This window comes from Segatella intestinalis, from assembly GCF_029348455.1.
Classification (GTDB): domain Bacteria; phylum Bacteroidota; class Bacteroidia; order Bacteroidales; family Bacteroidaceae; genus Prevotella.
On the sequence record NZ_JARJVV010000001.1, the window covers coordinates 249,163 to 264,538 of the forward strand.

At 44.4% G+C, this 15,376-nt stretch carries 10 protein-coding genes; 6 read left to right on the forward strand and 4 right to left on the reverse strand.

The window, feature by feature from the left end:
* Positions 1–383: 383 nt before the first annotated feature.
* From P3T48_RS01015 to P3T48_RS01040, 6 genes are all read left to right on the forward strand, one after another.
* The gene (locus P3T48_RS01015) at positions 384–1,826 is read left to right on the forward strand and encodes a DNA recombination protein RmuC (RefSeq protein WP_276505279.1); all 1,443 of its coding nucleotides are present in this window, start codon (positions 384–386) and stop codon (positions 1,824–1,826) included.
* 132 nt (positions 1,827–1,958) lie between these two features.
* On the forward strand, positions 1,959–2,174 hold the full coding sequence (locus tag P3T48_RS01020; RefSeq protein WP_276505280.1) for a helix-turn-helix transcriptional regulator: 216 nt from the start codon (positions 1,959–1,961) through the stop codon (positions 2,172–2,174).
* A gap of 18 nt (positions 2,175–2,192) precedes the next feature.
* The gene (locus P3T48_RS01025) at positions 2,193–4,082 is read left to right on the forward strand and encodes a site-specific DNA-methyltransferase (protein ID WP_276505281.1); all 1,890 of its coding nucleotides are present in this window, start codon (positions 2,193–2,195) and stop codon (positions 4,080–4,082) included.
* Positions 4,083–4,094: 12 nt separating this feature from the next.
* Positions 4,095–5,537: an AAA family ATPase gene (locus tag P3T48_RS01030; protein ID WP_276505282.1), complete on the forward strand. Its 1,443-nt coding sequence runs from the start codon at positions 4,095–4,097 to the stop codon at positions 5,535–5,537.
* A gap of 1 nt (position 5,538) precedes the next feature.
* Positions 5,539–6,438 carry a hypothetical protein gene (locus P3T48_RS01035; protein ID WP_276505283.1) on the forward strand — a complete coding sequence of 300 codons (900 nt, stop codon included), beginning with the start codon at positions 5,539–5,541 and terminating at the stop codon, positions 6,436–6,438.
* Positions 6,439–6,442: 4 nt separating this feature from the next.
* The gene (locus tag P3T48_RS01040) at positions 6,443–9,469 is read left to right on the forward strand and encodes a type III restriction-modification system endonuclease (protein WP_276505284.1); all 3,027 of its coding nucleotides are present in this window, start codon (positions 6,443–6,445) and stop codon (positions 9,467–9,469) included.
* A 364-nt stretch (positions 9,470–9,833) separates the two neighbouring features.
* Here P3T48_RS01040 and P3T48_RS01045 read toward each other — a convergent pair whose 3' ends face one another.
* The 4 genes from P3T48_RS01045 to purL all read right to left on the reverse strand — a co-directional run bounded on the left by P3T48_RS01045 (position 9,834) and on the right by purL (position 15,269).
* Positions 9,834–10,244, reverse strand: coding sequence for a hypothetical protein (locus P3T48_RS01045; protein ID WP_217757594.1), 411 nt, complete (start codon positions 10,242–10,244; stop codon positions 9,834–9,836).
* 52 nt (positions 10,245–10,296) lie between these two features.
* A complete protein-coding gene (locus tag P3T48_RS01050; protein WP_276505285.1) occupies positions 10,297–10,869 on the reverse strand; it encodes a chromate transporter in 573 nt (190 codons plus the stop codon).
* Positions 10,870–10,966: 97 nt separating this feature from the next.
* Positions 10,967–11,518 carry a chromate transporter gene (locus tag P3T48_RS01055; RefSeq protein WP_276505286.1) on the reverse strand — a complete coding sequence of 184 codons (552 nt, stop codon included), beginning with the start codon at positions 11,516–11,518 and terminating at the stop codon, positions 10,967–10,969.
* Positions 11,519–11,537: 19 nt separating this feature from the next.
* Positions 11,538–15,269, reverse strand: coding sequence for a phosphoribosylformylglycinamidine synthase (purL, locus tag P3T48_RS01060; RefSeq protein WP_276505287.1), 3,732 nt, complete (start codon positions 15,267–15,269; stop codon positions 11,538–11,540).
* Between the last annotated feature and the right edge of the window lie 107 nt (positions 15,270–15,376).

Below are 15,376 nucleotides of genomic sequence, written 5' to 3' on the forward strand. Positions count from 1 at the left end.
TGTGAGGTGCGCATTGAGCATTGGCTTGACATTTATGAACAATTATTGTTTTTTAGCCTCTGTATGAGCCATTCAAGAGAGGGACAATCTCGGTTGTCTCTTTCAATCGGTCACCGATACGCTTGCCGTACACCTCTGAGATTTGTTGAAAAATAATTTGTTTAATTTTTAGTTAACATTTGTATGTGAAAACTTATAGAATGCACGGCTGTAGTGAAACAGTCGTGCATTTGACTTTAAAACGGTTGCTATGGCATTTCTTGGTTAAAAAAAGGATGGGGGCTTGGATATTCGTTAGAAAAAGTGTACCTTTGCGTCTGGTAATTGTAAGGATGAGAGTCCTTATATGTTGAATCGAGTAAACGCAAGAAATAAACAAAACAATGGAAATAGTAATCATCATCGGAATTATTATCGGTATCATCGTAGGCTTCTTTCTTGGCAAGCTGATGGCTGCGAAAACTGCAAGCGAGGAGAAAACACAGCTTGTGGCAAAGGCTCAAGTGTTGGCGGCAGAGATGGAACAAGTTAAGAGCCTGACCGACCAGGTGCGCCAGCAGGCAGAGAAGGAGAAAGAAAATCTGAAGGAACATTATGATGTTATCCTGAAGAATGAAAGAGCCCATCATGCCGAAGAGATGCAGGCTTTGAGGGAAGCACATGCTTCGGAGATGCAGTCGCTGAAGGGACAGATGGAGAGCGAACGTCAGTATGCAGCCAAGTTGCGTGCTGAGAGCGATCAGCAATGGGCGCAGAAGATGGAAACGCTAAAGCAAGACATGCAGCGCATGAATGCAGAACATCAGAAAGTGGCTGCAGAGCAACTGGCTGCCAAGCAATCGGCTTTGCAGGAGAACAACCGTCTGCAGATGGATGAACTATTGAAGCCTATCAAGGAACAGTTTGCAGACTTCAAAAAGTCGGTTGAGGAAAGCAAGACTCAGAACGAAGTGAACAAGAAAGAACTGCAGAATACCTTTGAGGCAACGATGAAACTCTTTCAGCAGGAGCAGCAGCAAGCAGTTTCTTTGTTGAAGGAGCAGACTTCGAAGATAGGTTCGGATGCAGCTAATCTAACTCGTGCCCTGAAGGGAGATAGTAAGATGCAGGGCGACTGGGGTGAGATGGTGCTTGAAACCATTCTCGAGAACAGTGGATTGCGAAAGGACGAGGAGTTCTTTATCCAGGAGAACACTAAGGATGAAGAGGGCAAGAACTTCCGCCCTGATGTCATCGTGAGGTTCCCAGAAGGCAGAAGTGTAGTCATCGACTCGAAGGTTTCGCTTACTGCCTATTCTGATGCTATAGCGGCAGAAGATGATGGCGAGCGCGAACGGCTGATGAAACTGCATGCGGCAAGTGTGCGCAGGCATATCGACGAACTGGCAGAAAAAGACTATTCCAAGCTGGTGGATGATGCCATTGGCTTTGTTCTGATGTTTATTCCCAACGAAACCAGCTATATTGCAGCCATGAAGCAGCAACCTGAGCTTAGCCGTTATGCTTATCAAAAGAAAATTATCATCATTTCGCCCAGCAATCTTCTGATGGCTCTTCAGTTGGCTTACAACCTGTGGCAGTACGATAGACAGAATAAGAATGTGGAGAAAATCGTGAAGACTGCAGCAGACTTGTATGATAAGGTGGCAGGTTTTGAGGACACCTTTATGGGTGTGGGCGACTTGATAACCCGTCTGTCTGGAACCTTTGACAAGGCTAAAAAGCAACTTTACGATGGCGCTGGTAATGTCATGAGAAGGGTAGAGAGTCTGAAGAAACTGGGTGTTACACCTAAGAAGCAGATTAAAGAACTATGTGATGAATAAAAGGACTTTTTAAATATAAAATGTATTATTAGTTGATTATCAGTATAAACCCCTCAACCTCATTTTTATTGCGAATTGTTCACGTTTCTCAAAAGAATTGACTATATTTGCATTATTTATTAAAGATGAGTCATGATGGACAGAAAGTTGAACACAATCAAAGCCGCATTGGCTGACAAGGACAAGACCAACAAATGGTTGGCGGAGCAGCTGGATAAGGACCCTGCAACGGTCAGCAAGTGGTGTACCAATGCCAGCCAGCCCTCACTGGAGACCTTGCTGATGATTGCCAAGCTCCTGAATGTGGAAGTGAACGACCTGGTGCGTCTGGAGGCAGTGAACGATTAACGATAAGAAGACTTGAATATGATCAAAGATATAATTAATCACAACGCTGATGCAGTGGCGGGACAGAAAGAAATGGATGCGCTGAAAAAGTACTTCCCCCAGTGCTTTCATGCTGACGGCGAATTTGACATAGAGGCTTTCAAGGCTGCATTGCCTGGAGGAACCACCATTACTGACGAAACCAGCGGTTTCAACTGGCTGGGCAAGAACTATGCCCGTATGCTTACCAACATGGACACCACCACGCTCATCCGTCCTGACGAGGAGCATAATGCCAAGCCTGAGAACAAGGATAGTCAGAATGTCTATATCAGCGGTGACAATCTGGATGCGCTGCAGCATCTGGTGAAATCGTATAGTGGCAAGGTGAAGGTGATTTATATCGATCCACCATACAACACCGGTTCTGATGGCTTTGTATATAACGACAAGTTCAACTTCACAGCTGAGGAACTTGCCAAACGCTTGGATGTAAGTCCTGAGCGTGCTGAGCGCATTCTATCCATGACTCGTCGTGGAAGTGCCAGCCATGCGGCATGGCTCACCTTCATGTTGCCTCGTTTGTCGTTTGCCCGTGACTTGCTTACTGACGATGGCGTGATATTTATATCCATTGATGATAATGAACAGGCAAATCTGAAGAGGCTTTGTGATGAGGTGTTTGGTGAAGAATGTTTTGTTGCGCAATTTATTTGGGAGAAAAGGCTAAATCGTGAAAATAGAAAAGAAACGTCTGTTCGTCATGACTATATCCTTTGTTATTCCAAAAACTATTATGATGATGAGGTAAAGCGTATCAATCAACTTCCAATGTCCGGTAAAGCCTTAGCAAGTTATAGTAATCCCGATAATGATCCAAGAGGTCTATGGAAATCAGACCCTGCACATGCTCAAGCTGGTCATGGTGTGGAATCTCAATTCTATACCGTTGTTGCTCCCAATGGTAAAAAACATGAACTTCCGAGTGGTCGCTGTTGGATTTATAACGAAGATACCATGAAAGAGGCCATAAAAGATAATAGAATTTGGTTTGGTCAGGATGGAAATGGAGTTCCTCGTGTAAAGACATACCTAAATGCAAAGGAAAGAGGTTTAACTCCAGAAACAATGATTTTTGCTAAGGAAGGTTCAACTAATGAGAAAGCTAAAAATGATTTGAAAGAATTATTTGATGGAATTGCTGTGTTTGAAACTCCAAAACCTGTTGAACTAATTCGGCATTTACTTAAGATGGCATTTAAGGAAGGACTTGCTGTAGATTTCTTTGGTGGTTCATCTTCGACAGCCCACGCTGTTATGGAAATGAGCATTGATGGAAGTAATATGCATTATATCCTCGTCCAACTTCCCGAGCCATGCAAGCCAGACAGTGAGGCAGCCAAAGCCGGCTACAAGACCATCGATGAAGTCGGCATGGAGCGCATCAAGCGTGCCGCTAAGAAGATTAAGGCTGGCAATCCACTCTTTGCAGGTGACCTTGGCTTCAAGCATTACACATTGGAAGAACCAAAGAAGGACGCATTGCTGCTGATGGAACGGTTTGACCCTGTATCCAATAATATCACGACCTTGAATGTAGATGACTTCGGTATGGAAACCGTGCTTCGCACATGGCTCGTCGCTGACGGCTATGGTTTGACCGAGGATGCAGAGGAAGTGTTGCTCGGTAAATACAAGTCTTACTGGAAGGACGATCACCTCTATATGATAAATCCAGACCACGACTTCGACGAAAGTAGCATCGCAGCCTTGATGGATAAGTATAATGGTGAGCCATTCTCTCCTCACAACATTGTGATCTTCGGCTACAGCTTCGGCTTCACCCACCGTGAGGAACTGCAGAAAAACCTCCGCACGCTAAAGGAGGGTAACAAGACTTTGACTGTGAACATAGATGTAAGATATTAAAAACGATATACGATGTATCTTAAGAAATTACATATCAGCAACTTCCGTTGCTTCCGCAACTACACCATTGAGTTCGCACCAGGTGTAACCGTACTGTTTGGTAAGAATGGTTCGGGTAAGTCTACATTAATACATGCCATTCATAAGGCATTGAGTTTTTTGATGTATTCCGAAGAAATAAAAGAGAAAACAGGGAAAGGGAAGAAAGCGAAAGTTATTGACGTTAAAACTTTCAGACTTAATAATCCATATCCTACTGTGGAAGGTTTCTCTGTGTTAGATTGTAACTATGAAGGAACCAAACCGATTGAATATGAAATAAACATTCATGCTGATGCAATATTCGGAGAGCATTTTCCTTTAGATTGGGATATGACAGGAGTTGCTCCAAAGATGTCTTTGAGAAAGTCGGGATACAGAAAGGAGTTTTTGGAACTATACAAATGGAGCAAGGATACCTGTCCTTCGCCCCAATTACCGCTGTTGGCTTATTATTCTGACGGTTATCCACATTATACTCTTTTTAACCAACGCAACAGAAAAGAGGAAACAAAGCGCGATTTTCATTTGAAGAATAGTTTTCCAGAGCTGGGATATACCGATTGGAATTCAGAGAAAGGGTTTACCAATATATGGTTAGAGAGACTGAGAAATAAGTTGAGCCGTCAAGAGGTTATTCCAAGGGAGATAAGACTTATAGAGGATAGATACAAGGCTGGTAAAATAGAAAAAGAGAAGTATAACGCCTTTATAGAAGCAAGCAAAAAAGAATTAGAAGAATGTAATAATGAGATAAGTAAAATATCGACTTGTTTACAGCTGTTTTCTGAGGGAGATTGTAACAATATGGAAGTGGCATCGTTGGAATTAGGTATCCACTACAGGACAGAAGTAAATATTGTTACTCCTGATAGGGAACGGTATGCTTTCTCAGTTTTGCCTGCAGGATATAAGCGATTGTTTTATATTGCATTGGATTTAGCCTATCGTTCATTTCTGCTAAGCAACGGAACAAGCACAGACATTACGGGTGTTGCAATCATAGATGAAATTGATTTGCATCTGCATCCAGAATTGGAACAAACAGTATTGGAAAGGCTGACAAAGACTTTCACACACATCCAGTTTATTGTCTCTACACATTCACCACTGGTGTTGACAGGAATAAGTACAGTAAATGGGAAAAATGCAATATTAAGGATGGAACGAAATACTGTTGAACCGATTCCAATATCAGATATTTACGGGCTGGACTATAATACAGGTGTTCAAGAAGTAATGAAAGTTAATAGCGGAGATGAGGTGTTAGAATGGGCTATCTCAGAATGCGCATTCATGCTTAATCATAACTTAATAGAACAAGCCGAAGTTTTAAAGCGACAAATCTTGGACAAGAAATATATTTCTGTGCAAGAACTAAATAGTCGTATAGAATTAGAACGTAAAAAACAGTAACATGATTTTTATAGACAAATCAACTAATAAACTTTTGGGTGACCAAGTTGCAAAAGATTACTTGGACAATTGCTGTTTGGATACTGCAACTGGTAGATACTCAAATGTATGTTACGATAAAAGAGATGGTGATGGGAACCGCTTCTCATCAACAAACATGGGTATTTACAAGAAAAGAATGATAGATGCAATTTACAGAAATCAACATGGATATTGCTGCTATTGTTTGCGAAAATTAAACAAAAAGGCATCAAATGGTGGTATTGAGAAGATTTCACTAGAGCATATTATTCCGAGAGGGTATAACAACACAAACAATGCTCGTCTTGCTGATTACCAAGCTGCACCAAATCTGAATATTGGGGACGTTATACTTAGAGAGGATTTTGAAAGAAATACAAATCAAGATACTCCGCCATATCCACATAATGTAGCTTACAACAACTTAGTGGCTTCTTGTTTGGGTAATTTTCCTGATGAAAAAAATGGAATATCACCTATGTGTTGCAATGGCATCAGAAAAGAAAAATATGCATTCCCAGCATATTACTTAACAGATATCCAACAATATATAGATTATGGGGTTAATGGTGAAATCATAGTAAAAGCCTCAATTCGCCATTATGATGATGTCAGGGCATGTGTTAGCTCTGCAAAACTTTTCATACGCCCATTAAAGGATATAAGAAGATTATGGTATGAATTACGTCATGTAAATTACCGTGATATATATAACTGTCAAGATGAAATAGCTAGACATAAATTGATCTCAAGTGCTCTGACTAATATGAATTTAGAAGATAAGAAGAAATTTATTCAGAAATTCAAATCAGAAGACTTTTGGAATACGTTTATGTTATATCATAAATTTTATTCTATTATGAATAGATTATATCCTTAATTACATGGAATTAAAACTCGAAAATAACCTCGCACACCAAATGATGCCTGTTGATGGCGTTGCCACAGTGGTAGAGGCTTCTATACAGGAACCAGCTAAGCAGAGCCACCAGAACCCACTATTGAAGCGACAGCTCGATGGTGAGGCTCTACGCTTGGTGCGTAAGAAAGGCAATATATTGGATAAAGCCACCAAGCAAAGGGTGACGCCCTATATGCTGTCGGATAAGATTAAAAACTTGCCTTACCATAGTCTTCTCGACATCAAGATGGAGACGGGTACTGGCAAGACATACGTCTATACCCGAACCATGTTTGAGTTGCATAAGCGTTGCGGATTCAACAAGTTCATCATTGCCGTACCGACATTGCCTATTAAGGCAGGAACTGCTGCATTCTTGAAAGAACAAGAGGTGAAACGCCACTTTGAGATGGTGTGCAATTACAATGCCGAGATAGAGTTGTGCTTGCTTGAACCTCATAAGCAACAGAAGAAGGGCCGTCTGAATATGCCTTCTGCCGTGGGACATTTCTTTTACGGCACTCATCATGCAAAGCATAAGATTTATGTGCTGTTGCTTAATACGCAGCTCATTACTAACGGAAAGTTACTGACCCGTGAGGACTATGACCAGATGCTGGGTGAATTTCATCGACCTGTAGATGCTATTGCTGACACCAAGCCTGTGCTGATTATCGACGAGCCACATCGTATGGAGCGTGGCGGCAAATCGTATGCCGCTCTTATTGAGAACTTCCGTCCTCAACTGGTGTTGCGCTATGGTGCCACCTTCCCTGAGTTGACAGTTGGTAAGGGCAAGAACAAACATGCAGTGAAGGATTATCAAGAACTGATCTACGACTTGAATGCAGCCGACTCCTTTAATCAGGGGCTTATCAAAGGTGTTGCCAAAGAGCATCTGGAGTTGCCTGGTGGTAAGAAGGCAGAAAAGAAAGTGAAGGTGTTATCGACTGTGAGGGGTGACTGTGCCAACATGAGGCTGACAAGTGCAGACAATACAGGTAAGACTTTCACACTCCATGTCGGAGAAAGTCTTGGCTCTATTGATAATGATTTGGATGGCGTTGTGGTGGAGGATATCAGTAAGAATAGCGTCAGTCTGAGCAACGGTCAGGAGAAGCAGACTGGCGAAGAGTTCTTCCCTGATCAGTATGGCGTATCCTATCAGGAGGGTATGATAGAATTGGCATTGATGCGTCATTTCGAAACCGAGCGTGAGAACTTCTGTCGTGAAGGACTTCCAATCAAGACACTGGCTCTGTTCTTTATTGACAGCATTGAGAGTTTCCGTGGTCCTGAAGGCAAGAATGACGGTTGGCTGAGAAAGAAGTTCATTGATCTGTTGGAGGCAAAAGTAAAGAAGGAACTGACATGCCAGAACACTCCTGAATACGAGGCATATCTGAGAGCCACTCTTGAAAATATAGATGCTTCATGTGCTGGCTACTTCTCGCAGGACAATAACGATTCTGATGAGAATGTTGCCAATGAGGTTAAGGTGATTCTTCATGGCAAGAAAGAACTCTTGAGCTTTACGGATGAGGAGGGCAAGCCAAACGTCCTGCGATTCCTGTTCTCTAAATGGACATTGAAAGAAGGATGGGATAATCCGAATGTGTTTACCATCTGCAAGCTCCGCTCAAGTGGTTCAGAGATCAGTAAACTGCAAGAAGTGGGTCGTGGACTGCGTCTGCCCGTTGATAGTGCAGGAAACCGCATCAGCGATTCTTCCTTTATGCTCAACTACATCGTAGACTTCACAGAGAAGGACTTTGCCAACAAACTGGTTGCTGAAATCAATGGTGAACTTGACGCTGACCAGAAGAGTCCGCTTTCTATCACCGCAGAAGATATCATCAAGGTTGCCGAGAAGCGCAATATCGAAGTCAATAAGTTCTTTATTGAACTGATGACTAAAGGTTATGTCGACTTTGATAAGAATGTGGTGCCTGAGAAGTTCGATGATATGTTGATTGAATATCCTGAGTTTAAGGATGTTACAAGTGGCGTCAATACCAATCGTATCATCAACCGTAACAGCAGTCGTAATGATAAGATTCATATCCGTAAGGCAAGATTTGAGAAACTGCGAGAGCTGTGGGCACAGCTGAATAGGAAGTACGTTCTGTACTTTGATAAGGCGATAGACAAGAAGATAGAAGCCGAACTGCCTTCAATCATCAAGGATAAGCACGTATTCTCTCTTCAGACCGTAGAGTCATCTCGCAAAGTCTTGGAATTCGAGGGAAACGTAGCAGTTGCCAATGAAGGAGCTCATACAGAATTGACATTGCATGACCGCCATTATGGCTATAATGAGTTTCTAAAGCGAGCTTCAAGATACACCAACATTCCGGTTCATATTCTGCATAAGGCTATATGTGAAGCAGCAAATGGTGGCTATCATCTCACCAACGAAATGTTCAACGATAGTTCGTTGACCAGATTGATTGGTGCTGTAGATGATTGGAAGTGTGACCAGCTCGTTGGTTTTGTGCGCTATAAGCAAGCCAACTACACAGTGAAGGAAACCAAGCTCACCAATGCTGATGGAACAGTGAAGGATGAAGTTGTTCAGGCATACATTGGCAATAAGAGTGTGCCAGGCGAACCACCTATCAAGTATCTCTATGATACTTATGCTCATGACTCAGGTTTGGAATTACAGAATATCAAGACAGAGATAGATGAAGTCATCGTATATGGCAAGATTCCATCACACAGCATCTGTATTCCTACTGTGGCATCAAGCAACTACAGTCCTGACTTTATGTATGTGGTCAAGAAGGCTGATGGAACCAAGGAACTGAACATCGTGATAGAGACGAAGGCTTACGATAAGGAGTCACATATCTCACCTGATGAGGACACCAAGATTTCATGTGCTGAGGAGTTCTTCAAGGCCATGACTGCAAATGGTTATACCGTCCACTTCCGAAAGCAGATCAACAGCACAGGTGTTAAAAACATCATTGATGAGTTGGTGACAGGAGCTATTCTCGATAAATGATTTTTACAACAGACAACAATGACAACCCAACTATTCATTTGTTATAGTTACAAAGCACTCAGAAGTGTAGAAATTAAAAATTACTGAAAATCAAGGTTTAAATATGGTTAGTCATAATTAGTTATAAGGTTCTAAATACAAAGGTAAAGGAGTAAAAAGGTAAAAACGCATCGCTTTTATTTTGTCAAGAATGAGAGAGTACAGTCTTTCTCTTATTCTTGACAAACAATTCATAATTTATAGGATCGTCCAGCTTATTCAGGGCGATAGGTTTTATTCATAAATAATCTGATGTATTCTTGCATGCAGATTCGACTTGCGTTATACAAAATAAGCGTCCTATTCTTTTTGATATAGAAGAATGTTATTGTTGAATGATTTCTTCGACGGCTTTCACGAGCGAGTCTTTGCCATTGAGGAGATAGAAATCGACACGTACCACGTGGTTGATATCAGCGCAACCCTTAACCTTGATGCGACGAGTCTTTCCGTATTCAAAGGTGTCTCGTCTTGAAGGATAGGAAACCAATTGTAGTTTTTCCTTAGAAGATCCGCTTCCGATATAGTATATTCCCACACTGTCGGTCATGGCCTTCTGAGCCTTTATTCGTGCCATCTTTTTGGCATGAAGTGCCGAAGTGTCTTCTGGATAGAATTCGCTGGCAGCCACTGTGTCTCCATCATTCTGCGATGGGGCAAACTTGCAGCTGGTGGCTGTTGAGACAGATGCGGTGGCAGCAATTACAACTGCAGCAAAATATAATAGTTTTTTCATTCCTTCGTAGATATATTGAATGTTCGTTCAGTTTCGGAGAAATTGATCTCTGTTAATACAGCAACAGCAATCCGGCAAAAGCAGAGTAGCATATCATGCGGATGGGGTTGATGCCGACAAACTTGACACCAAAGAAGGTGGCAAGGAAGAGCGCGATAGATATATAGAATCGCCAGGGGTCGGCAGGAGATGAGAAGTTTTCTTGGTTCATCAAGAGCAGGGCTGCAGCTCCTACGAGCCCAACTATGGCGGGGCGAAGACCGATGAAAATACTCTGTACGGCAGTGGTGTTCATATATTTGTACAGCATCTTGCTGATAAGAATCATCAAAATAAAGGAGGGAAGAACCAAGGCAAATGTAGCTACAGCACTTCCCAATATGGCCATTGATTCGCTCAAGCCTGCATTTTGTACAGCAGTATAGCCACAATAAGTAGCAGCATTGATGCCAATGGGACCTGGTGTCATCTGCGAAATGGCAACGACATCAGTAAACTCTTGCATCGTCATCCAGTGGTATTGTGTTACTACTTGTCCCTGTATGAGGGAAATCATAGAGTAGCCACCTCCGAAACCGAAGATGCCAATCTGGATAAAAACGAGGAAAAGCTGAAGAAAAATCATATCAATAGATAATTAAGAATCGATAATAGACAAATCTATACCTTGGAAGATTCATCTTTTCTGAAGACTTACACCTTATTATATATAAGCAGAGGTTTCATTCTGTAGGCAGTATGAACTTGCCGTAAATGTAGCCAGCTGCGGCTGCGGAAATGATGACCCAGATGGGGTTGACGTGCAGAAGCCAGATAAGCATGGCAGACAGAATGGGAATCCAGCAGTTGGCAAAAGTGATGTGTGCACTCTTGGCAAGTGAGAATGTAGGGACGGCTATCAGGGCAACGACTGCAGGACGAATGCCGGCAAACAATGCTGCCACAACCTTGTTGTCCTCGAACTGATGGAAGAACATGGCGATGGCCAATATGATAAGGAAAGAGGGAAGTGAGGCTCCGAGAGTGCAGATGATGGCTCCTGGAGTTTTTGCCAACTTATATCCCAGCATGGAACTCATGTTGATGGCCAGGGCTCCCGGACAAGTCTGTGTCACAGCGATGGCATCGAGAAACTCTTCCTTCGTCATCCAATGATGCTTGTCAACGACTTTGGATTCTATAATAGGAATCATGGCATAGCCACCCCCAAAGGTGACTATGCCAATCTTCGTAAATGTTTTAAATAATGTAAGATAACTTACGCTATTATTCATTTTTTACCTTTTTACCTTTTTACTTTTTCAAAGTTCTTTCTTCAATCCACTGGCGTGCATTGACGAATGCCTCAATCCAAGGAGTTACCTCGTCGTTGCGACGGTCTGCCGGATACCAGGCGTTCTGCCATGGGAAGATGGCACGCTCCAAGTGTGGCATCATTGCCAGGTGGCGACCATCTGCAGAGCAGATACCTGCCACGTTGTAGTCACTGCCGTTAGGATTGCCGGGATACTCAGCATAGTTGTACTTCGCAATCACATTGTAGTGATCCTCTGGCTCAGGAAGGTAGAAACGACCCTCGCCGTGAGCTACCCAGATACCTAACTTATCACCGCTGAGGCTGCCAAACATTACGCTGTCGTTCTGAGGAATGGTCAGACCCAGGAATGTGCTCTCAAACTTCTTGCTGGTATTGTGGCATAGGTGTGAGCGATGCTTGTGCTCAGGATTGATGAGGTTGAGTTCTACCATCAACTGGCAACCGTTACAGATGCCGAGTGAAAGAGTGTCCTCACGGGCATAGAACTTGTCGAGTGCCTCCTTAGCCTTAGGATTGTAGAGGAATGCACCAGCCCAACCCTTGGCAGAACCGAGAACGTCGGAGTTAGAGAAACCACCGCAGAATACGATGAAGTTCACATCCTCCAAAGTTTCACGACCACTGATAAGGTCGGTCATCATCACGTCCTTCACGTCGAAGCCAGCGAGGTACATAGAGTAAGCCATTTCGCGCTCACCATTGGTTCCCTTCTCACGAATGATTGCTGCCTTGATACCAGATGGCTTGCGGCGGTTGGCATCGAGACCATAACTTGCCAGTGTGCCTTTGAAGCTATAGCTGAACTTCATCTCGATAGGCTGCTTCTTATAGTTGGTGTAGCGCTTCTTAGCCATGCCATTCATGCTCTGCTTGCGGTCGAGGAGGTAAGAAGTCTTGTACCAGTTGTCGCGCAGGGCGTCAATATCGAATTCGTGCTCGAAGCCATCCTTCTTGATGATGATCTTGCGGAGCTCTGGAGCTGGATAACCAATCTTGGCATAGCCGATGCCATTGTCCTCGAGGAATGCCTTGAGTTCATCTTTATGAGCATCGCTTACCTGGATGACAACACCTGGGTTCTCTGCGAAGAGAGTCTTGATGATGTCTTTGTCGGCTATGTCATGGAGGTTGATCTTCATACCGCCCTCTACGTTGGCGAATGTCATCTCGAGGAGAGTGGTAATCAAACCACCGGCGCTGATATCGTGACCTGCCATTACCCAACCACGGTTGATGAGTTCCTGTACAGCATTGAAGCAATCAACGAAGTACTCAGGGTTCTTCACGGTAGGAACATCGCTGCCCACCTTGCCCAAGCTCTGAGCGAAGGCAGAACCACCGAGGCGCTGCTCGTCGAAGCTGAAGTCGATGTGATAGAGGCTTGAGTTCTTGTCGTTGACGAGAACAGGACTAACCACCTTCTTGATATCTGAAACCTCACCACCAGCACTTACGATAACGGTACCAGGAGCGATGATCTTCTCGCCGTTAGGATACTGCTGGGTCAATGAGAGCGAGTCCTTACCTGTTGGTACGTTCACGTGGATGGCGCAGCAGAAGTCTGACAATGCCTTCACGCCCTCGTACAAACGAGCATCCTCACCCTTCTGGCTGCGGCAAGGCCACATCCAGTTAGCAGAGAGGCTGATGCTGTCCATACCATCTGCCAATGGGGCCCAAACGATATTGGTCAATGACTCTGCTACAGAGAGTACAGAACCAGCCTTAGGATCAGCCAAACCAGCTTGAGGAGCATGACCCATTGCTGTTACGATACCCTTCTCGCCACGGTAGTCGAGAGCTACAACACCGCAGTCGGAGAGTGGCAACTGAATCTGACCCTGGCACTGCTGACGGGCAATCTTACCCGTTACGGAGCGGTCCACCTTGTTGGTCAACCAGTCCTTACAAGCCACAGCCTCCATCTGGAGAACACGCTGCAAGTACTCGTCGAGGTTGTCGGCAGAATAAGTTACATCCTCATATTTGCGCTCTACGGTCTCGTCGACCATTACAGTCTTAGGAGTATGACCGAACATCTGAGCTACGTCGAGGTCGAATGGCTTCACGCCGTCAGCCTGCTTGAAGCTGAAGTGAGCATCGCCAGTGGTCTCACCTACCACGTACATAGGAGCACGCTCACGGTCGGCAATCTTCTGAACCTCGCTGATATATTTTTCGTCGATGAGTAAGCCCATACGCTCCTGACTCTCGTTGGCGATGATTTCCTTGGCGCTCAAAGTCTTGTCACCGATAGGCAATTTAGCCATGTCGATTTCGCCACCGCACTCTTCTACCAACTCAGAGAGACAGTTCAAGTGACCTGCAGAACCGTGGTCGTGGATGCTGACTACAGGGTTCTCGTCGTTCTCAACGAGTGCACGAACCAAGTTGTAAGCACGCTTCTGCATCTCAGGGTTGGCACGCTGAACCGCATTCAACTCGATACCGTTGCTGTAGCGACCAGTATCTACAGAAGAAACAGAACCGCCACCGAGACCGATGCGATAGTTGTCGCCACCTACAACGACCACCTTGTTGCCCTTCTGTGGCTCTCCCTTCTTGTAATCACGCTTCTTGCCGTAGCCAACACCACCAGCAAGCATGATAACCTTGTCATAAGCATACTTCTCACCATTCTCCTCGTGCTCGAAGGTAAGCACAGAACCGGTAATAAGAGGCTGACCGAACTTGTTACCGAAGTCGGAAGCACCGTTAGATGCCTTGATAAGGATCTGCTCTGGAGTCTGATAGAGCCATTTGCGCACTGGCATGATGTCTTCCCAGTCGCGCTCGATGTCGCTCTTGCCGTTGTCGTCCTTCAGACGAGGATAAGCAGTCATGTAGCAGGCAGTACCTGCGATAGGCCATGAGCCTACACCACCACCCATACGGTCGCGGATCTCACCACCAGTACCTGTAGCAGCACCATTGAAAGGCTCTACAGTAGTAGGGAAGTTGTGAGTCTCGGCCTTCAGCGAAATCACGCTCTCGATGTCCTTCACCTGGAAGAAATCGCTTGTAGTTTGGTCGGCAGGAGCAAACTGCTCGATGACAGGACCCTGCGAGAAGGCCACGTTGTCCTTGTAGGCAGAGAGAATCTTGTTGGGGTTCTCGTTGGTGGTCTTCTTGATCATATTGAAAAGAGAAGACTCCATCTCCTTGCCGTCGATGATAAACTGTCCGCCGAAGATCTTGTGGCGGCAGTGCTCAGAGTTGATCTGTGCAAAGCCAAAGATTTCGCTGTCGGTAAGAGGACGTCCGTTCTCTTTCTCCAACTTGTGGAGATAAGCCATCTCGTCCTCGCTGAGAGCCAAGCCTTCCTCTTCGTTGTACTTCTCGAGGTCGTCTACGTACTTGATGGGTTCAGGCTCATGGTTGACGGTGAACACATTCTGGTCTATTCCGTTGTACATGCGCTGCAGCATAGGGTCGTGCTCAGCGTCCTCGCTTTCTACGGGGAAGTACTCCTCAATACGCGAAATGCCGTTAAGACTCATGTTCTGAGTTATCTCAACGGCATTCGTACTCCAGGGAGTAATCATTTCACGGCGTGGACCCACAAAGAAGCCCTGCAACTGCTGGGCGTCCTCTAATGTTGCGTCACCATAAAGCCAACAAAGTTCATTGATCTCGTCCTGAGATGGTTTGTGGTCAATCTCGGTCGCTATCACACTCTTGGATGGAGTTCTGAAAAAAAGAATCATACTTAGTCTTTCTCTTTTTATTGTTAATGTATTTCTTTTCGACTGCAAAGTTAGTGTAAAAAGGAGAGATAACAAAGAGAAAGCTCGTTTTTTTTGTTTTTTATCAA